24 protein-coding genes are annotated in these 24,720 nt (G+C 61.5%); 13 read left to right on the forward strand and 11 right to left on the reverse strand.

The genetic code is table 11. The features are described from left to right. Window positions 1-137 precede the first annotated feature (137 nt). Window positions 138-1,514, forward strand: a complete 1,377-nt coding sequence (locus tag NKH83_RS27215) for an aspartate aminotransferase family protein (protein ID WP_352808160.1) — start codon at window positions 138-140, stop codon at window positions 1,512-1,514. Window positions 1,515-1,786: 272 nt separating this feature from the next. Here NKH83_RS27215 and NKH83_RS27220 read toward each other — a convergent pair whose 3' ends face one another. The 6 genes from NKH83_RS27220 to NKH83_RS27245 form a co-directional block, all read right to left on the reverse strand. Beyond that, window positions 1,787-2,074, reverse strand: coding sequence for an HVO_A0114 family putative DNA-binding protein (locus NKH83_RS27220; RefSeq protein WP_352808161.1), 288 nt, complete (start codon window positions 2,072-2,074; stop codon window positions 1,787-1,789). After that, window positions 2,074-2,442, reverse strand: coding sequence for a ribonuclease toxin HepT-like protein (locus NKH83_RS27225; RefSeq protein ID WP_352808162.1), 369 nt, complete (start codon window positions 2,440-2,442; stop codon window positions 2,074-2,076). The genes NKH83_RS27220 and NKH83_RS27225 overlap by 1 nt, the downstream gene beginning before the upstream one ends. A 104-nt stretch (window positions 2,443-2,546) precedes the next feature. After that, on the reverse strand, window positions 2,547-2,867 hold the full coding sequence (locus NKH83_RS27230) for a nucleotidyltransferase domain-containing protein (RefSeq protein ID WP_352507720.1): 321 nt from the start codon (window positions 2,865-2,867) through the stop codon (window positions 2,547-2,549). Between the two features lie 236 nt (window positions 2,868-3,103). Beyond that, on the reverse strand, window positions 3,104-3,580 hold the full coding sequence (locus NKH83_RS27235; RefSeq protein ID WP_023718597.1) for an Lrp/AsnC family transcriptional regulator: 477 nt from the start codon (window positions 3,578-3,580) through the stop codon (window positions 3,104-3,106). 10 nt (window positions 3,581-3,590) lie between these two features. Continuing rightward, window positions 3,591-4,664 carry a tartrate dehydrogenase gene (locus tag NKH83_RS27240; RefSeq protein ID WP_352808163.1) on the reverse strand — a complete coding sequence of 358 codons (1,074 nt, stop codon included), beginning with the start codon at window positions 4,662-4,664 and terminating at the stop codon, window positions 3,591-3,593. Between the two features lie 82 nt (window positions 4,665-4,746). Beyond that, window positions 4,747-6,072 carry an NAD(P)/FAD-dependent oxidoreductase gene (locus NKH83_RS27245; protein WP_352808164.1) on the reverse strand — a complete coding sequence of 442 codons (1,326 nt, stop codon included), beginning with the start codon at window positions 6,070-6,072 and terminating at the stop codon, window positions 4,747-4,749. A 157-nt stretch (window positions 6,073-6,229) separates the two neighbouring features. Here NKH83_RS27245 and NKH83_RS27250 point away from each other — a divergent pair, with 157 nt between their 5' ends. The 6 genes from NKH83_RS27250 to NKH83_RS27275 all read left to right on the forward strand — a co-directional run bounded on the left by NKH83_RS27250 (window position 6,230) and on the right by NKH83_RS27275 (window position 13,498). Then, window positions 6,230-6,418 carry a hypothetical protein gene (locus NKH83_RS27250; RefSeq protein ID WP_352507723.1) on the forward strand — a complete coding sequence of 63 codons (189 nt, stop codon included), beginning with the start codon at window positions 6,230-6,232 and terminating at the stop codon, window positions 6,416-6,418. A 432-nt stretch (window positions 6,419-6,850) separates the two neighbouring features. Beyond that, entirely contained in the window at window positions 6,851-8,515 is a 1,665-nt protein-coding gene (locus NKH83_RS27255; protein WP_352808165.1) for an ABC transporter ATP-binding protein, read from the forward strand. Window positions 8,516-8,538: 23 nt separating this feature from the next. Further along, window positions 8,539-10,209: a peptide ABC transporter substrate-binding protein gene (locus NKH83_RS27260; protein ID WP_352808166.1), complete on the forward strand. Its 1,671-nt coding sequence runs from the start codon at window positions 8,539-8,541 to the stop codon at window positions 10,207-10,209. Window positions 10,210-10,295: 86 nt separating this feature from the next. Next, entirely contained in the window at window positions 10,296-11,246 is a 951-nt protein-coding gene (locus NKH83_RS27265; RefSeq protein ID WP_352507726.1) for an ABC transporter permease, read from the forward strand. Window positions 11,247-11,278: 32 nt separating this feature from the next. Then, entirely contained in the window at window positions 11,279-12,157 is an 879-nt protein-coding gene (locus NKH83_RS27270; protein ID WP_352808167.1) for an ABC transporter permease, read from the forward strand. Between the two features lie 90 nt (window positions 12,158-12,247). Further along, complete coding sequence (locus tag NKH83_RS27275; protein ID WP_502895630.1) at window positions 12,248-13,498, forward strand: NAD(P)/FAD-dependent oxidoreductase; 1,251 nt, start codon at window positions 12,248-12,250, stop codon at window positions 13,496-13,498. Between the two features lie 130 nt (window positions 13,499-13,628). Here NKH83_RS27275 and NKH83_RS27280 read toward each other — a convergent pair whose 3' ends face one another. Further along, window positions 13,629-14,567, reverse strand: a complete 939-nt coding sequence (locus tag NKH83_RS27280) for an ornithine cyclodeaminase family protein (protein ID WP_352808169.1) — start codon at window positions 14,565-14,567, stop codon at window positions 13,629-13,631. Between the two features lie 129 nt (window positions 14,568-14,696). On the opposite strand from NKH83_RS27280, the gene NKH83_RS27285 reads away from it, so the two are divergent. From NKH83_RS27285 to fghA, 6 genes are all read left to right on the forward strand, one after another. After that, window positions 14,697-15,659, forward strand: a complete 963-nt coding sequence (locus tag NKH83_RS27285; protein WP_352808170.1) for a GNAT family N-acetyltransferase — start codon at window positions 14,697-14,699, stop codon at window positions 15,657-15,659. A gap of 11 nt (window positions 15,660-15,670) precedes the next feature. Then, window positions 15,671-16,849, forward strand: coding sequence for an alanine racemase (locus NKH83_RS27290; RefSeq protein ID WP_352808171.1), 1,179 nt, complete (start codon window positions 15,671-15,673; stop codon window positions 16,847-16,849). Between the two features lie 56 nt (window positions 16,850-16,905). Further along, window positions 16,906-18,180 (forward strand): NAD(P)/FAD-dependent oxidoreductase, encoded by a 1,275-nt coding sequence (locus tag NKH83_RS27295; RefSeq protein WP_352808172.1) that lies wholly within the window; start codon window positions 16,906-16,908, stop codon window positions 18,178-18,180. Continuing rightward, window positions 18,177-19,631: an aldehyde dehydrogenase family protein gene (locus tag NKH83_RS27300; RefSeq protein ID WP_352808173.1), complete on the forward strand. Its 1,455-nt coding sequence runs from the start codon at window positions 18,177-18,179 to the stop codon at window positions 19,629-19,631. The genes NKH83_RS27295 and NKH83_RS27300 overlap by 4 nt, the downstream gene beginning before the upstream one ends. Before the next feature lie 285 nt (window positions 19,632-19,916). Continuing rightward, window positions 19,917-20,135, forward strand: coding sequence for a hypothetical protein (locus NKH83_RS27305; RefSeq protein WP_352478687.1), 219 nt, complete (start codon window positions 19,917-19,919; stop codon window positions 20,133-20,135). Window positions 20,136-20,505: 370 nt separating this feature from the next. Then, complete coding sequence (fghA, locus tag NKH83_RS27310) at window positions 20,506-21,357, forward strand: S-formylglutathione hydrolase (RefSeq protein WP_352808200.1); 852 nt, start codon at window positions 20,506-20,508, stop codon at window positions 21,355-21,357. Window positions 21,358-21,379: 22 nt separating this feature from the next. Here fghA and pqqE read toward each other — a convergent pair whose 3' ends face one another. The 4 genes from pqqE to pqqB are packed head-to-tail and all read right to left on the reverse strand — an operon-like array spanning window position 21,380 to window position 24,481. Beyond that, window positions 21,380-22,501 (reverse strand): pyrroloquinoline quinone biosynthesis protein PqqE, encoded by a 1,122-nt coding sequence (pqqE, locus tag NKH83_RS27315; protein ID WP_352478690.1) that lies wholly within the window; start codon window positions 22,499-22,501, stop codon window positions 21,380-21,382. Continuing rightward, window positions 22,498-22,794, reverse strand: a complete 297-nt coding sequence (gene pqqD / locus NKH83_RS27320) for a pyrroloquinoline quinone biosynthesis peptide chaperone PqqD (protein ID WP_352646240.1) — start codon at window positions 22,792-22,794, stop codon at window positions 22,498-22,500. Before pqqD ends, pqqE begins: the two co-directional genes overlap by 4 nt. Beyond that, on the reverse strand, window positions 22,791-23,546 hold the full coding sequence (gene pqqC, locus NKH83_RS27325; RefSeq protein WP_352808174.1) for a pyrroloquinoline-quinone synthase PqqC: 756 nt from the start codon (window positions 23,544-23,546) through the stop codon (window positions 22,791-22,793). Before pqqC ends, pqqD begins: the two co-directional genes overlap by 4 nt. Beyond that, window positions 23,543-24,481, reverse strand: a complete 939-nt coding sequence (gene pqqB / locus NKH83_RS27330; RefSeq protein ID WP_352808175.1) for a pyrroloquinoline quinone biosynthesis protein PqqB — start codon at window positions 24,479-24,481, stop codon at window positions 23,543-23,545. The genes pqqC and pqqB overlap by 4 nt, the downstream gene beginning before the upstream one ends. Window positions 24,482-24,720: the final 239 nt, after the last annotated feature.

Here is a 24,720-nt window from a genome sequence, read left to right on the forward strand (position 1 = left end):
GCCTAGGCGAATTCAGGCCCGAAATGAACCGTGACCGCGCAGCAGATCACGCTGGAAAACGAGCTGAAGGACGAAACCGCACCACACCGGACTTACGCTCTCGTAAGGCAGGCACTACGCTGAATCGGAGGAAGCAAATGCTGGCAAACTCACTGATCGAACTCGATCGCGCACATCTGGTTCACCCGTTTTCATGCTATCGGAGCCACGAGGAGACGGGCGTGCGGGTGCTCAAATCCGCCAAAGGCGCAACCGTGACCGATGCAAGCGGGAAAACCCTGCTGGACGGATTCGCCGGTCTATGGTGTGTAAATATCGGATATGGCCAGGAAAGCGTCATTGAAGCAGCGGCAAAGCAGCTAAGAGAGCTTCCCTATGCGACGGGATATTTCGGGCTCGGATCCGAGCCTGCCATTCGCCTTGCTGCCAGGCTTGCCGAGCTGGCGCCCGGCGATTTGAACCATGTCTATTTCACGCTTGGCGGCTCCGACGCGGTCGACAGTACGATCCGCTTCATTCGCTATTACTACCATGCCAAGGGTACGCCGCAAAAGGACCAGTTCATCTCGGTGGAGCAGGGCTACCATGGATCCTCGACGGCAGGGTCAGGTCTGACCGCGATCCCGGCTTTTCACGCGGGTTTCGGCGTGCCTTACGACTGGCAGCACAAGATTCCCTCGCACTACGCCTATCGCAATCCGGTCGGTTCCGATCCGCAGGCGATCATCGGCGCATCGGTCGCGGCCCTGCGGGCCAAAATTGCAGAACTCGGCGCGGGCCGCGTTGCGGCCTTCTACGCCGAACCAATCCAGGGTTCGGGCGGTGTCCTCGTTCCACCGACAGGTTGGCTGAAGGCTCTGCACGCCGTGTGCAAGGAACACGACATCCTGTTCATTGCCGACGAAGTTATCACTGCCTTTGGCCGCACAGGCCCTCTCTTCGCCTGTGAGGAAGACGAGGTCGTGCCGGATTTCATGACCACGGCGAAGGGACTGACCTCGGGCTACGTGCCGATGGGCGCCGTCTTCATGTCGGACCATGTGTACAATACGATCGCGGACGGAGCCGGCAAGGCGGCTGTCGGCCATGGCTATACTTATTCGGCCCATCCCGTGAGCGCGGCCGTCGGGCTCGAATGCCTGCGTCTCTATGAAGATGGCCTGCTCGAGAATGGGCGGAAGGTGGGGAAGCGGTTGATGGAAGGCCTTCGCTCGCTCGCCGACCACCCGCTGGTTGGCGACATTCGCGGTCGCGGCATGCTGGCAGCAATCGAGTTGGTCACCGACAAGGCACGCAAGACACCGCTGCCGGCGGCGGCCGATCCGGGGCGCCGCATCTTCGAGCGCGCGTGGGCAAACGGCCTTGTCGTCCGTGCCTTCAACAGCGGCATCCTCGGCTTTGCGCCGCCGCTCTGCTGCACCGAGGACGATATTGATCGAATCGTCGAACGCACGCGGATGACGCTGGACCAAACCCTCGAAGATAAGGATGTGCGGGCAGCGATGAAGCCATGATCAGCGGGCGCATTGCATTGACCAGGGCTAAACTCATGCCGCCCGGGTCTCTCGCATGTGTCCCGGCCTAAGTATCAGCCCAGACGCTTCTTTCTCCGTTGTACGAACGCTTGGCTCGCCGTCACCGAGGCTTCACGTCCGCCACTTGCCAAACCTGGTCAGCGGCGCACCCACTGATCGACTTTTGCCCCTGTCACCCATCGCGCAGCAAAGATGATGGTCGGGCGATTTGTCTCCACGAATCGTCGACCTCGCATCGGCCACGCTGAAGCTCAGCGAGGTCGGTCGTGACTCGTTGCACGGCTCTTCGGCCTGGAGCCCGCCATTGAGACAATTCCCGCCCGCTCAAGGGCCGCCAAGGAGCGGGATACGTTCGGCTGCGGACGCGCCGCCAACCTGCACAGCTCCGTGATGCTTTGCGGTCGATACCGATGGATCAGCGCCACCAGCCGACAATTCTCAGGGGTCAACGCCCGCAGAATCTCTTCCGGCGCACACGACTGAGCCATTGGTTCAGGGACCACCAGATGCCCGGCCTCCTGAACCGTCGCCGCCGCCATCACTGTCGTGCGTGTTTTCCTAAGTAAGAGGTTTCCAAGTAAACAATGGCCTCGAGGAAAGACGGAAATGCCTCTTTTACCCTGTCGAGGCTTTCCTGGACCTTGTCGGTTTTCAGGTCAAAACCGTACCGATGCCTCACCAGGTGACGGAATCCGTGTAACTCACTCAAGGACTGATAAAGCTCGGGGTCGAGCACAGCCGGCCGGATGCCTGCAATTTCCGCCGACATCTGATCGAGCACGTCCTGGTGCATCGTAGGCCCTTGGGGAACGAGGCCGTCTATGTCGTTGGAGAGGCTGAGCAGGATGTCCTCGATGCTGTTGTAGACATTGTGGACGCCCAGCGAACTGCTGCGATCGCGCCCCATTCGCCGAGTGACAGCTCACTCCGATTCGCCAGATATTCCTCGCTTGCTGCAGTTCCTTCGCAGCGCGGTCGATTTTTGGCGACAGTTTTGCGAACGCCGGATGCTTAAACGCTGCCATTAAGCAATTCCTGCACTCGTTCGGACGAAACGTCTGAGGCAAAGATCAGGTCATAAGGAATGTTCGTTCCCCGAAGCTGGTCTGCGACCAAGCGCTCTACCATGGCCCGGCGCGCCGGATCAGTGCGTCCGTGCACCAGCAGATCTACGTCAGAGTGGACGCGGAAACGGTTTTTCGCGAGGGATCCGACAACAGAGATATCGACGCCGCGGGCTTTGGCGTTCCGGAGAATACGCGATACACAGGCTTGCGCAGTCATCCGGCGATCGTCAGCTCTTCGGTGGATCAAAGTGTCAATCTTGTTCATCTTTTCGCCTGTTGCCTTTGCTCCAACTGTGACCCGAGGCGAGATTGTCGCAACTCCGCAAGCTGTGCGCGCTACCTGCCTATACATCATTCATATTCAGGCCATTTGACGACAGGCGAGTGGCAATGACGGCCTCACCCGAAACGTGGACATCGTCATTCGACAAATGCCGCGCGCAACAAGATGGAGCTTGGCACGAGCGCCCGCCGCTTGAGGACGGAGCCGGAGCTGCCTTCTCATTTGTCGAAAATGATGTCGAGAGGCAAATGGGATTTCACGATCGGTGACTTCAGCACGACGAAGCTGAAATATTTGTCGATTCCGATATCCAATTCGATCATGCGCTCCATAATCGTCTGGTACTCGCTGATGCCTGCTGTGACAAACTTCACAAGATAGTCGTAACCGCCTGACACCAGATGGCATTCGATGACAGAATCGACTTTCTGAATAGCGGTGAGAAATCTCGCGAAGTCGTTCTGTTGATGGTGCTTGAGCGTGACTTCGGTGAAGATCGTTAGAGTCTGTCCGAGCTTGGACACATCGATCTGGGCGGAATAGCCGGTGATGAAGCCTTCCGCCTGAAGCTTCTTCACCCGCATCAGGCAAGGGCTCGGCGAAAGGTTGACGAGGTCGGCAAGCTCGACATTCGTGACTCGCCCGTTCTTTTGCAGTTGGGATAAGATCTTGATGTCGATCTTGTCGAGCTTCATTGGAAACCTGTCACATGTTCGAACCGCGGATCGCTCGGCAGACGGCGTCCGTCACTCCCTGCGTGGTCGCTGTCCCTCCCACGTCCGGCGTCAGCACGCCTTCACTCGTCACCGTTTCCACAGCGCTCATCAACCGCACGGCCGCTGCGCTCTCGCCCAGATGTTCGAGCATCTGGGCAGCGGTCCAGAAGGTGGCGACCGGGTTGGCAAGACCCTTGCCGGCGATGTCGAATGCCGAGCCGTGAATTGGCTCGAACATCGAGGGATAGCGCCGCTCGGGATCAATGTTGGCGGTCGGTGCAACGCCGAGACTGCCCGCGAGCGCGCCTGCAAGGTCCGACAATATGTCGGCGTGAAGATTGGTGGCGACGATCGTATCGAGGCTCCGAGGTTTCAACGTCATACGCACTGTCATAGCATCGACTAGCATCTTGTCCCACGCGACGTCAGGGAACTCTTGCGCCACCTCCGCTGCGATTTCGTCCCGCATTACCATGCCGTGACGCTGAGCGTTGGATTTCGTAACCACGGTCAGGAGCTTTCGCGGCCGTGACTGCGCCAGCCGGAATGCATAGCGGATGATGCGGGTGACGCCGACGCGCGTGAAGATCGCGACCTCGGTTCCGACCTCCTCGGGGAAGCCGCGATGGGCGCGGCCGCCGTGGCCCGAATACTCGCCCTCGGAATTCTCCCGCACGATCACCCAATCCAGATCGCCAGGGCCAACACCCGCCAGCGGAGAAACGATCCCGGGCAATATTCTTGTCGGCCGCACGTTCGCGTATTGATCAAAGCCTTGGCAAATCGGCAGCCGGAGGCCCCAGAGCGTGATATCGTCGGGCAGGTCGGGAGCGCCTACCGCGCCAAAGAAGATGGCGTCGAAGCGCTTCAGTTGCGCCACGCCATCTTCGGGCATCATCCGACCATGGGCCTTGTAGTAGTCCGAGCCCCAGTCGAAGTGCTGGACGCGCAGCTTGAAGTCGCCGCAGCGCTGCTGCAGCGCCTCAAGCGCCTGGAGACCTGCGGCAATGACCTCTGGCCCGATCCCGTCGGCAGGAATGGCGGCAATCTCATATTCGCGCATCGTTACTTCCCTGTTTTTGGTGCTGGCCGCATCGTGCCTCAATCTCGTGTGCGACCGATTGTACCTTGGCAAGACGGTCCTCTCAGAATTCAGCGACCTTGCCCCACGCAGCGGTCTTCAGACGCTCGGGCCTATAAGGACGCGGATCGACAATAGGCTCGCTGCCTGTGATGATGTCGGCGATCATATGCCCCGCGCCGGGGCCAATCCCGAAGCCGTGACCGCTGAATCCCGCCGCCAGGATGAAGCCCGGAATCCCCTCCACTTCGCCGACTGCGGGAATGCCGTCGGGTGTACTGTCGATATAACCCGCCCACACATCGGAGATCGCGACCCGTTGGAGTTCGGGGATCAATTCGCAGGCTCTCCGATATGTCAGCCGAATCTGCCCCATGTCGGGCTTCGGGTCGAGAATCCGGTTCCGTTCCATTGGCGTGATGTCGTCGAGGGTCCATTTGCGCAGGCTTTCGTGGCCCTGACGCCAGCCCTCGAAGGCGCCCGGGGCGAGATTGCGCCAGCGGCGGGCGAACATAGGTACAAACTCGCGGCTGAACCTGAACTGTTGCGGCGTTGGATCGACACGCGCCCGCCCGCTGATCGCCAGCGTGTATCCACCGTTGCTGCGCCGCGTCAGGGAGATGCGAGCGGTATGCAGGGCATCTGGCAGACCGTTTGCGCCTGGCGCCACGGCCAGAATGGACTGACGCACGGCAGCTTGCGGAAAACGCATACCAAGCTGGTTGCAGAAGGAAGAAGCCCACGCGCCCCCGGCCATGACCACGGTCTTTGTCCGGATGCTACCCGCTTCGGTCACGACAGCGCTCACCCGGCCGGCGCTCAATTCCAGCCCGCGCGCCGCGCAGTGCTGATGAACGGTGCCTCCCGCCGCCATGATGCCGCGCGCCGCAACCGGCACTGCCTTGGAAGGGTCCGCCGTTCCGTCGGCTGGCGAGAACACGCCACCTTTCCATTTGCGGCGCGTCGCTCTGCCCCGTTCGGTGGCTTCTTCCGCGCTCAGCATGTGCGTGGTGACGCCGACCGTTCTCGCAAAATCGCGCCACTTTGCCCAGCCTGCCAGCTCATTTTCGTCCTGTGAGAGATAGAGGAGCCCGCAGCGGCGAAAGCCGGTGTCTTGGCCGGTCTCCTGTGCTACCTTCTCCCAGAGGTCGAGGCTCTTGGTCGCCATCGGCAGCTCACGCGCATCCCGGTTCTGCTGGCGGCACCAGCCCCAGTTGCGGCTTGACTGCTCGGCCGCAATACGCCCCTTCTCGATCAGGGTGACCTTGAGGCCGCGGCGCGCCAGATAGTAAGCGCTGAACACGCCCACCACCCCGCCGCCGATGACGACGACGTCCGCCTCGCGAGGGAGAGAAGGGCTGCAGTCGATGTGCATGAGCGGCGCGGGCATGGATGGGACTCCGGTAATTTGAACCATCCTAACCTGCCGCCCGCAGAGGCAGACTGCGGAGTTTGTGCCTGGACGGAATTTCCTGCGTTTAGCAGTCCCCAGGACAGGCAATTATTGCGCTAAGAGCTCGCTGCGTGGGCAAGCTGGAGTACATTTCATGCAGTCACGTCATCTGCGGCATGGGCGGCATACGGCGCAGTCGTCGACCTTGATCGGCAGCGCCTTGGCCGACATTGCGATGGGCCGCACGGTCACCAATCCGTTTGGGCGCCATGGCCCGCAAATGGTGTCGATGTACACCGGAAATCTTTGGTCCTATCCCTCATGGCCACGTATTGCCGAATGAAGGATATGGTTGCCTGATCCCGGTTTCCGCGCCGAAACGGGAACAGAGTGAAATGCCGAACTGGATGTTCTTTTCAGAAGTTCCTGCCGCCCGAGGGCCAAGTTTCGAAGACTCTGCGGAAACAGAACAGTCAAACTGGCTGCAAGAACGGAGCAACCCTTCCTTTTGGCAGGCAGGCTCTAGAGGACATTCGACAGGCAAGGCTTGCCCCCTCGGAGAGTTCTCCAAGAAAAGGGAAACTGAGTCCGGTACACGGACCGGATTTCATAAGGGAACCGCCAGGATGAGCAGAACCCGTCACTCGCAGCCTCAGCGCGCGAAGCGCCGAGAAGGCCGGACTACGGCCGCTAGGGTGAGGCGCTTCTGCTCAAAGGGCGATGAAGCGGTCCGCAACAGGGTGGACGCGCTCGGTTGAAAGGGGAGGTGATCTCGATGATCGCAAGCATCCAGGCTGTAGCGCCCCACGATGTGGCGCTTTCGGTGCGCGACCTCACAGTGAATTTGCCGCAAGGCATGGAACGGACCCATGCTGTCAAGGACATTTCCTTCGATCTGAAACGCGGCCAGATCCTTTGCATCATAGGCGAGTCCGGATCGGGTAAGTCGGTGACGGCGAACGCGATCATGGGGCTTCTGCCGAAGGTGATCCGCCTCTCATCGGGTGTCATCCAGCTGGAAGGGATGAACATCGTTGGCATGTCGCCAGACAAGCTGCGCAACCTGCGTGGACGGGTCGTGTCGATGATCTTTCAGGACCCGCTCTCAGCGCTGAATCCCCTGATGACGGTGGGCGCGCAGATTGACGAGGTCATGGCAGCGCACGGCTTCGGCACGCCACAAACCTGTCGGAACCGCGCAATCGAACTGCTCACTGAAGTAGGCCTGCCAGATCCCGAACTCATGTATTACCAGTACCCGTTCCGGCTTTCGGGCGGGCAGCGGCAGCGCGTCATGATCGCCATGGCCTTGGCGCTCGAGCCGACGGTGCTGATTGCGGATGAGCCGACCACCGCGCTCGACGTCACCACCCAGGCTCAGATCCTGCAACTGATCCGTGACATTCAGCGGCGCAAGGGCATGAGCGTGATGTTCATCACCCACGATTTCGGCGTGGTGGCCGAGATCGCCGACAGCGTCGTGGTGATGGAAAAGGGCCATGTCGTCGAACAAGGCAGCGCCGAGCAGGTGTTGAAGTCGCCCAAGCACCCTTATACCCAGCGCCTGATTGCAGCCGTACCGCATTTGACCGGCGAAGATCGCCCCCGTCCGGACGCTGCCAGCAAAGAGCCGATCCTGAAGGTTGAGGGTCTGGTGAAGACCTATCGCGGTGGCAGCGCGCTGTTCGGCGCGCAACGGACTGTGACAGCGGTCAACGAGGTTTCGTTCGAACTGGCGCCCGGCCGCACGCTTGGGGTCGTAGGCGAGAGCGGTTCGGGGAAATCGTCGCTGGGCCGGCTGCTGATCAAGCTGCTGGACAGTGACGGCGGCGGGATCTTGTTTGAGGGCTGTGACATAGCCAAGCTTTCCGAAGCGAAGTTCCGCCCGCTTCGACCGCGGATCCAGATGATCTTCCAGGATCCCTTCGCTTCTCTGAACCCACGCTCGACGGTCGGTCACATCATGACGGTAGGCCCGCTGGCGCACGGGATGCCTTATGTCCAAGCGCGCGATGAAGCGCGTGCGCTTCTGGCCCATGTCGGTCTCGATGCCGGCGCTTTTGGCCGCTACCCGCACGAGTTCTCGGGTGGGCAACGCCAGCGCATCGGCATCGCTCGTGCGCTGATGTTCAAGCCGAAGCTGTTGATTGCCGACGAGGCGGTCTCCGCACTCGACGTGTCGATCCAGGCGCAGATCCTGCAGCTTCTGGACCAGATCCAGCGCGAGACGGGCGTGTCGATGGTCTTCATCACGCACGACCTGCGCGTCGCCAGCCAGATCTGCGACGAAATCGCAGTGATGCAGAAGGGCCGGATCGTCGAGCGCGGACCGCCCTCGCAAATATTCCTGAACCCGCAAGCAGCCTACACGCGCCAACTGGTAGCGGCGATTCCAGGAGAGCGGCCGGGCAATGCCCGTCCAGTAGCAGCAAACGCATAAGAAATAACAAGAGAGGAACTACCATGACCAAAAATTCATCGACTACGTCCAACTACTCGAGGCGCGAAGCGCTGCGCCTGATGGCGATAGGTGGGGCTGCAGGCCTGATCGCGCCCAATCTGTTGGGCAAGCCCGCCTTCGCCAAGACCCCTCCTGCAGGGCCGGCCGGGCGCGTCGTCGTCGGCCTCTCCCAAGAGCCGACCGTGTTCAATCCGCTGATGGCGCATATCGAAGTCGATGACGCGATCCATTTCTCGGTTTTCGACGCGCTGGTCCGCATGGATCCCCAAGGCGACCTACATCCAAACCTCGCGGCCGAGGTGCCAAGCCAAAAGAACGGCGGCATTTCGGAGGACGGTCTCAACTGGCGCATCCGGTTGCGTGACAATGCACGCTGGCACGACGGTGAGCCCTTCACGGCCGAAGACGTGAAATTCACCCTTGAGCTCATCACGAACCCGAAGTTTCGGGCTTGGCGCACGAGCGGCCATTCGCTCGTCCAGGACATCACAGTGGTTTCGCCCACCGAGATCACATGGCGGATGAAGGAGGCCTTCGCGCCCTATCTTTCGTTCTTGGCCGAAACCTTCATCGTGCCCAAGCACATTCTGGGGAAAGAAGCCGATCCGAACACAGCCGCGTTCAACCAGGCGCCGGTCGGCACCGGAGCATTCAAATGGGGCCAGCGTGTTGCGGGCGATCATATCGAGCTCGTCGCCAATCCTGAGTACGCCGGCGAAGGTCCCTATGTCGAGCAGCTCATCTTCAAATACATCCCCGACATGACCGTGCTCTACACTCAGTTCAAGAGCGGCGACGTGGACCTGGTCGATCAGTCGTTCATCACCGCCGACCATTATACTGAAGCCCGCGAACTGCCGGACCGCGTGGTGACACTGGAGACAGGGGCATCCCTGGAGTCGATCTACCTCAATTTGGGCCGCCCGCAGTTCAAGGACCTGGCAGTGCGCCAGGCGCTCTACGCCGCGTTGGACAGGAAGGCGATTGTCGACACGATCTATTACGGCGTGGGTACCCTCACCGAGACCTTCATGCCGAAGGAGTCCTACTACTATGACCCGAAACTGCCGGTTCAGGAGTTCAATCTGGACCGGGCGCGCCAAATCCTCGATGAGGCCGGCTGGGTGCCGGGGCCGGATGGAATCCGCGCCAAGGATGGGGTGCGACTGTCCTTCTCCAACTCGACAACTTCCGGCAACAACCTGCGCGAGCAGACGCAGCAGTTCCTGCAGCAGACGTTTGCCGAGATCGGCGTCGAGATGACGATCTCGAATTTGCCGGCTGCAGTCATGTGGGGCGAGTTCTGGCTGAAATCGCAATTCGACACCGCCATGGTGGGCGTCACCTATCTGATTGCCGCGGACCCCGACGCCACAAACCGGCTCCATACGAAGGCAATCGCCGCTCAAGGCGGACACGGTTCGAACACCGGGCAATATTCCAATCCTGAGGTCGATGCCCTGCTCGAAAAGGGTGCTCGCAGCTTCGATCCGGAAGAACGGCGCGCGATCTATAATCGTGTGCAGGAAGTCGTGCGCCACGATCTGCCCTTCCTGCCGCTGTTCGCGTACACAATCGTCCTCGGGCGCAAGAAAGGGCTGGACGGCTTCGAGCCCAACGCCAACACCCGCACCGCGTCGTGGAATGCCGCGGCCTGGCAGTGGAAGGCCTAGATCCACGCAGTTGCCGCCGCCCAGCCCGATTCCGCCGCGGCGGCGGCAACAGACCAAAATCATCAACCCACAATGGAGGGACTCGAATGCGCGGCTTCCTGCTCAATCGCCTCTTGCAGAGCCTGGTGCTGCTTGTGATCGTTTCGATCATCGGCTTCGGCATTTTGAACCTCCTTCCCGGCGGCCCGCTGGCGCAATTCGGGCTTGATCCCGGAATGACCCAGCAGGATATCGAGCGTCTCAAGGGGCTGCTGGGCCTCGATCGCCCTATATGGATCCAATATCTGGACTGGGCATGGCGGCTGGTGCGGGGCGACTGGGGTCACTCCTTCCGCGACGGAGCGCCGGTCTTGGAGGTCATCGGCAGCCATCTCTTTGCCACGCTGCTGCTGATGGGTTCCTCAACCGTGATTGCAATCTCCATTGGCGCCTGGATCGGAATCCGCGGCGCCACGCGCCGCTACTCACTGTTCGACTATCTTGCAACTGTCGGCGCCATGGTCGCGTTGTCGGTCCCCACCTTCTGGTTCGGACTCGTCGGCATCTACGTCTTTTCCCTGAAGCTGGGCTGGCTGCCCGCGGGCAATATGTCCGAGATCGGCGATGCCTCGATCCTGGGCTATCTCCACCATCTGATCCTGCCAAGTATCGTGCTGTCGCTGGTCCATGTCGCGATCTGGAGCCGCTACATGCGGACGGCGACTCTCGACGCCATTAGCCAGGACTTCGTCAAGACGGCCCGGGCCAAAGGGTTGAGTGAACGCCGGATTTTGATGAAGCATGTCGTCGGCAACGCACTTTTGCCGATGATTACCTTGGCCGGGATGCAGCTTCCCAGCGTCCTTACCGGCGCGCTCGTGACCGAAACCGTCTTTACCTGGCCAGGAATGGGACGGTTGTTCCTCGATAGCCTTGGTTACAGCGACTATCCGGTTGTGATGGGGCTGCTGATGTTCTCCGCCATCCTCGTTCTGCTTGGAAACCTGATCGCCGACATTGTCGTCGCTATTGTCGATCCGCGCATTCGCCTGGCTTGAGCGCGCAACTTCCCCGACAGGAGACAGCCGATATGACCGCTTTCACCGCAAATGCAGCTCCAAGCCGATGGAGTAACAACCGCGCGGCACGTCGTTTCATGCGTCATCGCTTGGCGCTGCTCGGGTTGGCGATGATCATCTTCCTGAGCCTCGCCTGCGTCCTCGGCCCCCATCTCCTGCCTTATGACTCACTGTATATCGATCTGCGGGCCCGCTTTGCCCCTCCGCTGACGGGCTACCACTTTCTAGGTACCGATCCGCTTGGCCGCGACCTGGCGGCAAGGCTTTTGATGGCGGGACGAATCTCGCTGCTGGTGGGTTTCTTTGCCATGGTTTTATCGACGCTCATCGGCACGCTGGTCGGCGTAATTGCCGGCTATCGCGGCGGCTGGGTCGGGGCCACCCTGATGCGCACGGTCGATGGTTTCCTGTCATTCCCATCGATCTTTCTGCTGCTGGCGCTGGCTGCCGCACTGAAGCCCAGTCCTGTGATGATCACCGTCATTATCGCCCTCACCAGCTGGATGGAGGTTGCCCGCATAGTCGAAGCGGAAGTCCGCTCGTTACGCGAACGCGAGTTCGTCCTGGCCGGGCGAATGCTGGGATTGAGTGGCACCCACATCATGTTCCGCGAGATACTGCCCAACGCCATGGGGCCGATTATCGTTGCTTCCACCTTGACGGTCGCGCGCGCCATTCTCATGGAAGCCTACATCAGTTTCCTCGGCTACGGGATCCAGCCGCCACTGCCCAGCTGGGGCAACATGCTCAATGGCGCTCAGCAATATCTGGGCAGCGCACCCTGGCTGGCAATCATTCCCGGAGCTGCAATCACGATCGCGGTAACCAGTTTCAACTTCATCGGTGACGGGCTGCGTGATGCGCTCGACGTCCGAGACGACCACATCTGAAGTTTCACCGACCGTGGAGAAGTCAGCCCCGTGCAAGAGCCTCATATCGCCGACAAGAACACACCCTACTGGTGGGAAGCAGCGCCCGTCATGCCGCTGCCGCGGCAGCCCCTCGCAAAGAAGCTTGACGTGGCAATCGTCGGCGCCGGTTATGCCGGTCTTTCGGCCGGGCTTGTGCTGGCGCGCGAAGGACGCTCGGTCGCAGCTTTTGACGCAATGAATCCGGGCGAGGGTGCTTCCACCCGCAACGGCGGGATTACGAGCGCGAGCATCCGGCCGGACTATGCCACGATCACCCGGCGCTTCGGGGAAGAGAAGGCCATGGCGATCGAGGCCGAGGGTAAGGTCGCACGCGAATTCCTCTACGACTTCATCAAGACCGAAGGGCTCGACTGCGACTTCCGACTGGTTGGCCAATTCAAGGGCGCCTTCGGATATGAACAGTATGAGAAGATGGCGCGCGGCGCCGAGACGCTGGCAAAGAAACTGGGGATCGAGTCCTACGCGGTTCCGCATGCCGAGCAGCGAAATTATATCGGCACCGACTTCTACCGCGGCGGAACCGTTCGGATGGACATTGGCGGGCTGCACCCCGCAAAATTCCATGCTGAGCTCCTGCGGGTGGCGCTCGCATCCGGGTTGACGGTCCATTCGCATACAGTGGTAAAGTCGATCGAGAGTAACGGTTCGGGGTTCCGTGTCGCGACTTCGGCGGGGACGGTGGACGCACGGCAGGTTCTGGTCTGTACCAACGGCTATACCGACGGCGCTGCTCCCTTCCTGCGCCGCCGCCTGGTTCCGGTCCGCAGCCGGATCATCGTCACCGAGGAACTTGCGCCCGATGTCATGGCGCAACTGATGCCGAAGCTGATGACGGTCACCGAGAACCGGCAACTCGGTTTCTATTATCGTCCCTCGCCCGACGGAAAACGTATCCTGCTGGGGGGCCGTGACAGTTCCCGCGTCGGCGATCCGGCGGCGCCGAAACTTCTCCTTCGCAAGGGCCTGGTGAACCTTTTCCCAGAGTTGGAGAACGTGCGCCTTTCGCATTGCTGGTTCGGCAATGTGGCGATGAACCGAGACATGCTGCCCCGCATCTTCGAGAAGGACGGCGTGGTCTATGCAACTGGCTTCTGCGGTTCGGGCGTGGTCTGGGCGCCATGGATTGGCATGCGTGCGGCCCACAAGTTGATGGGGCATGGCGCGCAGTCGCGCACTGCGTTCGACTTTCGACCGCCTTCGGCCGTCCCGCTCTATCGTGGCAATCCGTGGTTCATGCCGGCGATTATCCAGGGCTATCGGTTGCAGGACCGTATCGCCTTCTGGCGCGCCAGACGCTAGTCGCCGATCCGTGGTTCATGCGGGCAACTCTTTGGGGCGCCCGCCGCTGATACGACTGCAGGATCACGCGCCGCCACCTTGTTGCCGTGTCGAAAAATCCGTCGGGACTGGGGGCCTGGTGCGAAACTGATCAGCGGTGGGACGCCTTTGCGCGGATCAGCGCGTCGGCCATGTAGAGGTCCTGCAGGGAGATGCCGGAACTGTCGAAGACAGTGATCTCATTGTCGAAGCGGCGTCCGAGCGCACGCCTTTCAATAACGTCGCCGATTGGTGTTACCACAAGCACGCCGGCGTCGATCTCGTCGCGCACGTGTTGGAACTCGCCGATCTGGACGGACTGGGAAAGCAAATCACAAAACAGACGTGCCTTGGGAAACAATTCGCTCGGCAATTCGCGTTTGCCCGGAGCATCCGACCCGATGCTGACGATATGGGTTCCGGGTCCCACCCAAGCGGCATCGAACAGCGGTTCGCGTGCGGGTGTCGCCGTCACCACGATGTCGGCCGTGCGCACGGCTTCTTCCGGCAAGGCAGCGCGCGCCTTCAGTCCCCTTTCGCCGATCCGATCGACAAAAGCGTCGCGCCGCGGCGAAGGCCGGGCCACGACCAGCACTGTTTCGATTGGGCGGATGCGTGCCAGCGCCATCACTTCGAAGCTCGCCTGGTTGCCGGCCCCGAAGATCGCCAGAACCTTGGCTTGCTTGCGCGCAAGAAGATCGGCCGCAACCGCGTCGGCGGCGGCCGTCCTGTAGGCGTTGACCTTCCCGGCCTCGACTACGGCACCCAGCCGACCTGTATGCTGATCGAGCAGCACGATGGTCGAGTTGTGGCGGGGAAGGCCACGTGCCGGGTTGCCCGACCAGAAGGAGCCAATTTTCACGCCGGTCAGCTCGCCCGACGAACCGGATTTGATTGAGAAGGTATTGGTCACCTCCTGTGTGCGCCCCAGAACAGCCGGAAAGACCCAGCTCTGCCGCGATGCTGCCGCCACGAGAGCCTCGCGCGCCGCCTCGAAAGCAAGTTCATGCGTGACGAGGGCGGCTGACTCCTCTTCGCTGATGTAGATCATCCAAAATTCCTCCTGGGCATCGCCGATCGGGCAACCACGAAGTGGCGATTCAAGGTACCAGGTATTCCTCGCCCGATTTGCACGATTTGGCATGCCGAGGAACTGCGTAAAACGAATAATAACGCTGATTTGACGGGGCAAAACAGCAGCGAAATCTGTCCGCCGGGCGCGACCCTAAGATCCGACTTCAATCCGACTCTGGATCAACTGACAGCGTTGCACCTTATGGCCTTTGAGCATGACAGAGATATCGTCAGCGCCCCGATCGAGCTGATGGAATTGGAAACCCGCCATTTGCCGGGCGCACTGAAGCTGTCGCAGGAGATGGCCTGGCCCTACCGTCACGAGGATTGGGAATTTGCTCTGATGGTCGGCAATGGCCTGGTCCTTGAGCGGGCAGGACAGGTGATTGGCACGGCCATGTCCTGGAATTACGGACAGTCCTATGCCTCGGTCGGGATGATCATAGTTACTGGCTCCGCGCAAGGCGGTGGCAACGGGGCCCGGCTCTTTGATGGATTGCTTGAGGCGACACACGGTCGCAACCTGCTGCTCAACTCAACCGAAGAGGGGCTGGCGCTCTACAAGCGACGCGGCTTCACTGCCTGGGGCACGGTGCTTCAGCACCAGGGCTCGCTGGCTGTCGCCGTGACGCGGAGTATCAGCGACGACATCCGTCAAGCGACAGCCTCCGACCTCGCGGCAATCCAGGCCTTCGACGAACGGGCCACGGGCATGCCCCGGCTGGCGATGGTGGCTGCGCTCGCCGATGTGGGCAAAGCATTGGTCATTGAGCGCAGGGGACGGATTGCAGGCTACGCTGTCGCCAGGAGGTTTGGCCGCGGCTATGTCGTCGGCCCTTGTGCAGCCGAGAGCGACCACGACGCGCGGCTTCTGATCCTGGCCCAGCTTTCGAAGCTTCACAATCAATTCGTTCGCATCGACGTCTATGCCGAGGATGGATTGGGCGACTGGCTTGCGAGCCTTGGCCTGCAGCGGTCCGGCACTGCGACCGCCATGGTCAAAGGACAGCGACCCGTCGCCGAGGGGCCAGCCCATATGTATGCGTTGGCAAACCAGTCGTTCACTTAGGAAACGAGACTATGAACAAGATGGCGGCAAGCCTGGCGGTGAGCGAGACGGCTAGGACGATCGACGCCTTGGTCACGCCGGCGCTGCTTCTCGACCGTGGGCGGCTCGGACGCAACATTCAGCGCTTGGCTGAGCGCGCCAGGAAGCTTGGCGTGGTGCTGCGCCCGCATATGAAGACGGCCAAGAGCATTGATGTTGTCCGATACGCGTTTCACCGCGAACCCGGACCGATCACGGTCTCGACCATCGCCGAGGCGGAGTATTTCGCGGGCCATGGCTTTCGAGACATGACCTATGCGGTCGGCATCTCGCCGGCCTCGGCCAAGCGGGCCATGGAGCTTTGTCGCCGCACCGGCGCTGATGTGAAGCTGTTGCTCGATTCGGTCGAGCAGGCCGATGCCCTGGCCAGCGTCCGCGAAGCCACCGGTATGACCCCATCTGTTTTCATCGAACTGGACTGCGATGACCATCGCGGTGGCTTGAGGCCGGACGACCCGAAGTTGCTCGACGTGGCCGGCAGTGTCGTCGCGGCCAGTGCCAAACTGGTCGGCGTTCTCGCCCATGCAGGCGAATCCTATAGCTTGAACACGCCCGATGCGCTGGTCAAGGCAGGCGAGAACGAGCGGTCAGCCACGGTGCGCGCCGCTGAAATCCTGCGCGCCCATGGCCATGCCTGCCCGATCGTCAGCGTCGGCTCGACCCCGACAGCGCATTTCGCCGGCAATCTTGAGGGGGTCACGGAGCTGCGTGCCGGCGTCTACATGTTCTTCGACCTGGTCCAGCACGGCGTTGGGGTGTGCGAACTCGATGACATCGCGATTTCCGTATTGGCCACGGTGATCGGGTCCAAGCCGGAAAAGGGATGGGTGCTGGTTGACGCCGGATGGATGGCGCTTTCGCGCGACCGGGGAACCGCAAACCAGCAGATCGACCAGGGTTACGGCGTGGTCTGCGACGAAAAGGGGCGGGTGCTTGAAGATGTGATCGTGGCCCAGGCCAGCCAGGAACACGGTATCCTCGCCATTCGTGCCGGTTCTGGAAAGTCCATGCCCGAGCTGCCGCTCGGGACTCGGGTCCGGATTCTGTCCAACCATGCGTGTGCGACGGCCGCCCAGCATGATTTCTACAACGTCGTCAACGGGGCCAGCCCCAAGATTGAAGCACGTTGGGAGCGGATGCGCGGCTGGTAGGCGCGCGACTAGGCTCGGATGTCGCCCCACTCAAATCAGCACTGGTGGTCAAGAAAATGAAGTTTACCTCTTACTGGCTGGATACGTCTCAGCCGTTCAATGAAGGGTCGTCCAAACCGCTCGAAGGCCACTACGACGTGGCGATTGTGGGCGGCGGCTTGACCGGCTCCTCCGCCGCGCTGGCCCTTACCAAAAAGGGCGCCCGGGTTGGCCTGTTGGAGGCCGAAACGATCGGCAATGCCGCGTCCGGCCGCAATGGCGGCATGTGCAACAACGGCTTTGCCCAGAACTATGCAATCATAGCTGGCAGGCACGGCAAGCCTGCCGCAAATGCGCTCTACAAGGCTTTCGACGCCGGCGTCGATATGGTCGAGCGGTTGGTGCAGGAAGAGAAGATCGACTGCAGCTTCTCCCGCGTCGGCAAGCTCAAGCTTGCCGCCAAGTCCGAGCACTACGACATGCTGGCGCGCAGCCAGGAACTACTGGCTGCCAATGTCGATCCCGACACCAGGATGATCGCGCGCGAGGACCTGCGAACCGAAGTCGGTACCGACCGCTACCATGGCGGGCTGCTCTTTCCCAAGAGCGCGGCCATGCATGTCGGCCGGTTCGTCCGGGGCCTCGCGACCGCCGCTGCCCGGCGTGGCGCAGAGGTCCATGAACGCTCGCCCGTCACTGCGATGCGAAAGGTTTCAGGCGGGCATGAGGTAACGACGCCAAAGGGCAAGATCGTCGCGCGGCAGGTCCTGTTGGCAAGCGGCATTTCCCAGGTTGGCCCGCTCGGCTGGATCCGCCGGCGCATGATCCCGGTCGGCGCATTTCTGATCGTGACCGAGCCGCTGTCGCCTTCGCAACTCGAGCGCCTCATGCCGACCCGTCGCAATGTCGTCGACACGCGCAATCTCGTTGTCTACTGGCGGCTCACGCCGGACAATCGCCTTCTGTTCGGCGGGAGGGCGCGCTTTGCCGTGTCCAACCCTCAATCGGACGAAAAAAGCGGCCGGATACTCAAGGCGGCGATGGTCGAGGTCTTTCCGGAACTGGCCGGCACCCGCATCGACTACTGCTGGGGCGGCATGGTCGATATGACCCGCGATCGTTTGCCGCGCGCCGGAGAGCGCGATGGCATCTATTACTCGATGGGCTATAGCGGACACGGGACCCAGATGTCGACGTTGATGGGCACCATCATGGCCGACGTCATGGACGGGCGCCCCGAGCTCAATCCCTGGAAGGATTTCGACTGGCCAGCGATCCCCGGTTATTTCGGGCGCCCCTGGTTCCTGCCGATTGTCGGCGCCTATTACCGCATGAAGGACCTTGTAGGGTGATGACGCCTCTCGAACACCTGGCCCGCAACGGCCACCTGGACAAGTTCTTCATCGACGGTCAATGGGTTGAGCCGAGCGGCACCGCGACGGGCGTCGTCGTCAATCCCGCCACAGAAGAGGTTGTGAGCCAGTTTCCGCTTGGAAATGGCAAGGACGTTGACGCGGCCGTTGCAGCGGCCCGCCGGGCATTCGCCACCTGGAGTCGAACCACGCCAGAAGACCGCGCGGGTCTGCTCGGTCGCCTGCAAGCGCTGCTCGAGGCGCGCGGCGAACTGCTGGCTCAATGCCTGAGCCTCGAAATGGGCGCGGCGATCGGCTATGCGCGCAGCGCCCAGGTGCCGCTGGCGATCACGCATGTTAAGGTCGCTCGCGATGTGCTGACAGACTTTCGCTTCGTCAAGCAACGGGGGCAAACCGCCGTCACCCACGAACCGATCGGTGTATGCGCCTTGATCACGCCGTGGAACTGGCCACTTTACCAGATCACCGCCAAGGTTTCGCCGGCGCTCGCTGCAGGCTGCACGATCGTGCTGAAGCCGAGTGAGCTTTCTCCCTTGGACGCCCTGCTATTCGCCGAGGCAATCGAGGAAGCCGGCTTCCCTGCCGGGGTTTTCAACCTCCTGCAAGGTGATGGTCCAGGCGTGGGTATGGGTCTCGCCTTCCATCCGGATGTCGACATGATCTCCATTACCGGGTCCACCCGCGCGGGCATTGCGGTGGCCCAGGCGGCAGCGACGACTGTCAAGCGTGTCGCGCAGGAGCTGGGCGGCAAGTCGCCGAACGTGATCCTGCCGGACGCAGATCTCGATCGCGCCGTTTCTCTGGGCGTATCCGCCGCCTTCCGCAATCTCGGCCAGTCATGCAGCGCCCCGACGCGCATGATCGTGCCACGCTCGCGGCTCTGCGAGATCGAGGCAATCGCCAAAAGGGCCGCAGCCCAGATTGTCATTGGCGATCCTCTTTGCGAAGCCACAACTCATGGTGCAATCGCAAACCGTGCCCAATTCGACCGCATCCAAACCATGATCGGCGTCGGCATTTCTGAGGGCGCCAGGCTCCTCACCGGCGGACCGGGTCGTGCGCACGATCTGAACGTCGGGTTCTATGTGAGGCCGACCATCTTTTCCGACGTGCGCACGAGCATGCGCATTGCCCAGGAAGAGGTCTTCGGGCCAGTTCTCTGCATCATCCCCTACGACACAGTCGAGGAGGCCGTCACCATCGCAAATGACACCGTCTACGGTCTGGGGGCTCATGTGCAGGGCCAGGATCTGGACGCCGTCAGGGACGTGGCCTCGCGGATCCGCTCCGGTCAGGTGCATCTCAACTACCCGGCCTGGGATCCGCACGCCCCGTTTGGCGGTTTCAAGCAGTCTGGAAACGGACGCGAATATGGGATCGAGGGCATGTTGGAGTATCTCGAGGTAAAATCCATCCTCGGCTATTTCTAGGCGACATCTTCGCCCAGCGCAGGGGCGCCCGTGGGCCGAGCCGAGCGCCTGGACCGGGCTCGCGTACGTACCTGGCAATTTGACATGGCTCTGCAGCGCGCTAGCCATCTGCTGAGAAACCGGTGGAGGCCGCTAGCCAGGCTTGGTCGATCCCGAATGCCGTCGAAATTAGAGATGTCTGGCCGTAGCGGTCCAGCCGATCGAGTGTGTACGTTTTCGTACATCGATTTGGAACACAACCACGGATAGAGTACCATCCCTATGGGCAGCTATGGGGAGGGTTGGATGAGTAAGGTGCAGAGGGTCAGTCCGGTAGTAGAGCAGGCAATCGCCGCAGTCCTCAATAGGGAGGATCGTGGTGACACCATCTCGGTCACAGCGACATTAAACGCAGCACGGCAAGCCGCCCCTTATCTGGTCGCATCCGACGAAGAGCTGACCGAGGCGATCGTCGAGGCAGCAACTGCCTTGGGCCTGTCCGTGGCTTTCGACGCTCGGAAATAGCCGTCGGCTCACAGGGTGGCTAAGAGTCGGAAAGTTGGTGTCGTGCTTAGGAGCCCTCCTATTAGGAGGTAACTATCACCCGCAACACTTTCTTGCTCGGTCCCTGGTCACGCATGCTGCGAACCCACGCGATGACGCGTGCGTGCTCGTCCGCCATAGCCGCGTCGAACCTGCTGTCGCCGCTGAAAGCCACGGTGCATTTGCGCAGAGCTCGTCCTCCCGGAATCATTGCTGAGGTACTGGGCAGTGTTGGCCATCCCGGCTCCGATCAAGAGCCCTGCGCGCCAGCCAGCCCACCAAGGTTGCCGCGATCGCCCACGATGTCGTAGAGGCTATGGTCGGCGGTCAAAAAATTGGCGGAGAAGAATATATGCCAGAGCACCTGAAACTCGTCTCGACTGCCAAGTCGCATGGCGGTGCCCAGCACGTTTACTCTCATCTGTCGACGAGCTGCTCGTGCGAAATGACGTTTGCCATTTTCGTGCCTCCGCAGGCGCGGGAAAGGCGTTGCCCCGTGGTGTGGTATCTCTCCGGACTCACCTGCACGCATGCGAATGTAATGGAAAAAGGCGAGTACAGACGTATTGCCGCCGAACTTGGCTTCATCGTCGTGTGTCCCGACACCAGCCCGCGTGGTGCCGGCATTCCAGATGAAAAGGACAATTGGCAGTTCGGCACCGGCGCCGGTTTCTACCTCGACGCCACGCAAGAGCCGTATGCCAAGAACTATCGCATGTATTCCTATATCGTCGGGGAACTGCCAGCCGTAATCGGGCGCGAATTTCCCGCCGATATGGCGCGCCAGTCGATCTTCGGCCATTCGATGGGCGGGCATGGCGCGCTGACGATCGCACTGAAAAATCCCGCGCGTTTCAGAAGTTGCTCGGCCTTTGCGCCGATCGTGCAACCAAGCACAGCCGGCTGGTCGAAGCCGGCTTTCCAAAAATATCTCGGCCTGGATGAGGCCTCGTGGCGGCGCTACGATGCCACTTCGCTCATCGAGGATGGATACCATTTCCCGGAATTCCTGGTCGATCAGGGAACGTCAGACGGTTTCCTCAAGGAGGGCCTCAGGCCTTGGCTGCTCGAAGACGCGTGCTCCAAGGTAGGCATTCCGTTGAAATTGCGGATGCAGGATGACTACGATCACTCCTATTTTTTCATTTCGACATTCATGCAGGACCATATGACGTGGCATGCCGAACGGCTTTCACGAGGCTAAGGCCGTAGGAATAGGTCGGCAGTCAGGCCGGCTCGGTGACGACGCCGATACGCCGGTAGACGAACAGTTCGTCCTTCGAAGGAACCGTCGCAGCGCGCTGGGCTTCGTCGATCAGCATTGCCATGCGCGCATGGATCGGCGATTTCGCGCAAGCCGGGTCCGTCGCGGCGGCGTCGCCGGCGATTGCCATCGCCTGGCAGCGGCAGCCGCCCCAGTCGATCTCGCGCCGCTCACAGTTGCGGCAGGGCTCCTGCATCCAGTCCGTGCCTCGAAAGGCATTAAATGCCGGGGAATCGGTCCAGATCGCGGCCAGGCTGCGAGGTCCAAAACGCTCGAAGCTGAGCGACGGGATGGTCTGGGCGGCATGGCATGGCAGTACGGTGCCGTCTGGCGTCACCATGAAGGCGTCGCGCGCCCAGCCGCCCATGCACGGCTTGGGATAGATGGCGAAATAATCCGGCGTGACGAAATCGATGTTCATGATGCCGGTGAGCCGTTCGCGCGCCGCCGCGACGATCTCCGCCTGCCGATCGACGGCAGCACGCTCGGGCATCAGTTGATCGCGATTGGTCAGCGCCCAGCCGGCGTACTGCACGTTGGCTATCTCGAGACGCTCCGCATCCAGCGAAAGGGCCAGATCGATGAATTCCGGTACCTCCTCGATATTGTGGCGATGGATCGGCGCGTTGATGGTAAGCGGCAAGCCGGCCGCGCGGGCGCGGCGTGCCGTTTCCAGCTTCTTTTCGTGGCTGCCCCTGTGATTGCCGATGCGCTCGGTGGTCGCCGGCCGTGCGCCTTGAAAACTCAGTTGCAGATGGTCGAGCCCGGCTTCGGCAAATGCCTCGATACGGCCATCCGCAATGCCGACGCCGGCAGTGATCAGGTTGGTGTAGACGCCGCGCGCCGAAAGCCCGGCGATCAATTGCTCAAGATCGCGACGCAGCGTCGGTTCACCGCCAGACAGATGCACCTGGAGAACGCCAAGATCGGCCGCCTGCGAGAACAAGTCGAGCCAACTCTGCGTGTCGAGTTCGCGATTGGCCTTCAGCAATTCGAGCGGGTTGGAGCAATAGGGGCATTGCAGCGGGCAGCGATGCGTCAGTTCCGCCAGCATGCCGATCGGGGGGAGAGGGGGCTCGCTCATAGCTTCACCAGCAGCTTGTCCGACCATTCCTGCAGGAAGGCAATGACATCGGCCGCCACAGCCTCCTGTTCGGCATCATAATCTGCGGCAAGGCCGGCAATGATGTGGCCGACCGTGGACCGCCCATCGCAGCGGCGCAATATGTCGAGGCTGATGTCGTTTGGCCAGAACACCTTTTCAGGCGAAAGCACGGCGAACGCCTGGCGCCCGGGGTCATACTGTATGCGCACGTGCTTAGGCAGCGATGGAACCGACAGCGGCGACACCATGGCTCTTTCGCGCAGTGCCATCATGGGGCCTCCGGACGGAAGGCGCCGGGCGGGATATTGCCCGGCTCGCCATAGGCGTGTTGAAGCGCGTCGAGCATGGCCCAGAGTATATCGCATTTGAACACGAGTGCATCGATCGCCCGCTGCTGGCGTTCCGCCGTGTCGGCATGTTCGAGCACATAGGCAAGAGCGAAGTCGGCGTCGCGTGAGGCCTGTTCGGGCCGTCGGCTGAAATAGGCCAGCGTGTCCTCGGTGATATAATCGTACCTGGCCAGCATCGCGGGTACCCGCTCGCCGATGATGAGCGGCGAGAACATCTCGGTCAGCGACGACGCGACCGCCTCCAGCAGGGTCCGGTTCGTGCAAAAAGAGAGGTAAGCGCCAACCGCAAAACGTGTCGCCGGCAGGGCCAGCCTCTCGCTCTTCACCGCTTCGGCATCCAGACCGAGCGAGGTCGCCAGGTGCAACCAGCGCGCAATACCGCCGCTCCAGCCGTCCTCGCCGTCATGATCCTCGATGCGTTTGCGCCAGGCGGCGCGAAACGCCGGATCCTCGGCATGCGCGAGGATCATGGCATCCTTGCGCGGAATGACAGCCTGATAGCAATAGCGGTTCAGCGCCCAGGCCTGCATCTCGGTCCTCGACAACGCACCGCTGGTCATCCTGTGATGGAAAGGATGGCGGTTGTGATAGCGTTCGGCACCGACCTGCCGCAGCACGGCTTCGAGCTCTCTGGAGGACAGGCCGTTGCTGGCGGCGTCGTGGAAATCACTCAAAGTTCCATCTCCATCCCGTCGCGGGCCACTTCCCAGCCAGCCGCTGCGACTGCTGCATGCTCGGGAGAATTCTCGTCCAGAACAGGATTGGTGTTGTTGATGTGGACGAAGACACGACGGCCGATCCTCACATCGGCCAAGCCGGCGATCGACCCTGCGTCTCCCGACATTGCCAGATGCCCCATGCGCGCACCGGTCTTTTCACCGACGCCGGCAGCAATCAACTCGTCGTCGGTGAAGACCGTGCCGTCGAACAGAAGGCATGCGGCATCGGCTAGACGCGTGCGCAGGGTCGCATCGATGCGGGCGCAACCGGGGATGTAGAAGACGGAGCCGCGACTGCCGGAACCGGCGATACGGACGCCGATCGTGTCGCCGGCGTCAGAGCTGAAATTCGCATCGGGCTGACCTCTTTCTTCGAGATAGAGCGCTATCTTCCCGGGCACGGGAAAGCTCTCGACAGCCACGCCGGTGTCGTGGCCGTCTGCGTCGCAGATCGCCAATTCTTGCGCCGGTGGCAAGATGCGTCGCGGCACGAGCGCCGGATCGAGGACATTGAAAATCGAATTCGCCTCCAGCGTCGCCAGAACCTGTGTCGTTGCATAGATAGCGAAAGGCTGCCGCTCACGAAGGCTGAGCAGGCCGGCGATATGATCGACATCGGCATTGGTCAGTACCACCGCGCGAATGGGCGTCGAGCGCAGCGGCGCATCGTGCGCGGGCTGCAATTCAGGCGTTGCCGCGATCTGCTGGCGAATGTCGGGTGACGCGTTGAACAGAACCCAGCCGAGCCCATCCGCCGACGCGGCGACACTTGATTGGGTTCGTGAATGCACGCCAGCCATCCCGGTGCGAGCCGCACGGCTCAGACGATAATTGCAGTTCCACTGCGGAAAGCCACCGCCGGCCGCCGATCCGATGATTCTCAAGCGCATGAAAACGCCCGCCCCGCGGCTTCTCTGACCAGCAGCCAATTTGCAGCCGCGAAAAACGTCCCGCTCGCTTTGCGTGCCTCAAGATCTTTCACGAAAAACCCATGCGGCAAGGGGATGCGTGCCCCTGTTGCCAGGGACACGCACCTCTGCGGCCTACTTCTTGGGAGTAATCTCAGCAGGCAGATACCGCGAAATTTCAAAGCCCGCAGCAACCTGACACATCGTCGGTTTTGTCCAGC

Origin of the sequence: Mesorhizobium sp. M0909, assembly GCF_040319515.1 — a bacterium.
In the GTDB taxonomy this organism is placed as follows: domain Bacteria; phylum Pseudomonadota; class Alphaproteobacteria; order Rhizobiales; family Rhizobiaceae; genus Mesorhizobium.

Excerpts from the sequence above, each read along its gene's own strand:
- NKH83_RS27215 (WP_352808160.1), top strand. The coding sequence starts at position 138 with ATGCTGGCAAACTCACTGATCGAACTCGATCGCGCACATCTGGTTCAC.
- NKH83_RS27220 (WP_352808161.1), bottom strand. The coding sequence starts at position 2,074 with ATGGCGGCGGCGACGGTTCAGGAGGCCGGGCATCTGGTGGTCCCTGAA.
- NKH83_RS27225 (WP_352808162.1), bottom strand. The coding sequence starts at position 2,442 with ATGGGGCGCGATCGCAGCAGTTCGCTGGGCGTCCACAATGTCTACAAC.
- NKH83_RS27230 (WP_352507720.1), bottom strand. The coding sequence starts at position 2,867 with ATGAACAAGATTGACACTTTGATCCACCGAAGAGCTGACGATCGCCGG.
- NKH83_RS27235 (WP_023718597.1), bottom strand. The coding sequence starts at position 3,580 with ATGAAGCTCGACAAGATCGACATCAAGATCTTATCCCAACTGCAAAAG.
- NKH83_RS27240 (WP_352808163.1), bottom strand. The coding sequence starts at position 4,664 with ATGCGCGAATATGAGATTGCCGCCATTCCTGCCGACGGGATCGGGCCA.
- NKH83_RS27245 (WP_352808164.1), bottom strand. The coding sequence starts at position 6,072 with ATGCCCGCGCCGCTCATGCACATCGACTGCAGCCCTTCTCTCCCTCGC.
- NKH83_RS27250 (WP_352507723.1), top strand. The coding sequence starts at position 6,230 with ATGCAGTCACGTCATCTGCGGCATGGGCGGCATACGGCGCAGTCGTCG.
- NKH83_RS27255 (WP_352808165.1), top strand. The coding sequence starts at position 6,851 with ATGATCGCAAGCATCCAGGCTGTAGCGCCCCACGATGTGGCGCTTTCG.
- NKH83_RS27260 (WP_352808166.1), top strand. The coding sequence starts at position 8,539 with ATGACCAAAAATTCATCGACTACGTCCAACTACTCGAGGCGCGAAGCG.
- NKH83_RS27265 (WP_352507726.1), top strand. The coding sequence starts at position 10,296 with ATGCGCGGCTTCCTGCTCAATCGCCTCTTGCAGAGCCTGGTGCTGCTT.
- NKH83_RS27270 (WP_352808167.1), top strand. The coding sequence starts at position 11,279 with ATGACCGCTTTCACCGCAAATGCAGCTCCAAGCCGATGGAGTAACAAC.
- NKH83_RS27275 (WP_502895630.1), top strand. The coding sequence starts at position 12,248 with ATGCCGCTGCCGCGGCAGCCCCTCGCAAAGAAGCTTGACGTGGCAATC.
- NKH83_RS27280 (WP_352808169.1), bottom strand. The coding sequence starts at position 14,567 with ATGATCTACATCAGCGAAGAGGAGTCAGCCGCCCTCGTCACGCATGAA.
- NKH83_RS27290 (WP_352808171.1), top strand. The coding sequence starts at position 15,671 with ATGAACAAGATGGCGGCAAGCCTGGCGGTGAGCGAGACGGCTAGGACG.
- NKH83_RS27295 (WP_352808172.1), top strand. The coding sequence starts at position 16,906 with ATGAAGTTTACCTCTTACTGGCTGGATACGTCTCAGCCGTTCAATGAA.
- NKH83_RS27305 (WP_352478687.1), top strand. The coding sequence starts at position 19,917 with ATGAGTAAGGTGCAGAGGGTCAGTCCGGTAGTAGAGCAGGCAATCGCC.
- fghA (WP_352808200.1), top strand. The coding sequence starts at position 20,506 with ATGCCAGAGCACCTGAAACTCGTCTCGACTGCCAAGTCGCATGGCGGT.
- pqqE (WP_352478690.1), bottom strand. The coding sequence starts at position 22,501 with ATGAGCGAGCCCCCTCTCCCCCCGATCGGCATGCTGGCGGAACTGACG.
- pqqD (WP_352646240.1), bottom strand. The coding sequence starts at position 22,794 with ATGATGGCACTGCGCGAAAGAGCCATGGTGTCGCCGCTGTCGGTTCCA.
- pqqB (WP_352808175.1), bottom strand. The coding sequence starts at position 24,481 with ATGCGCTTGAGAATCATCGGATCGGCGGCCGGCGGTGGCTTTCCGCAG.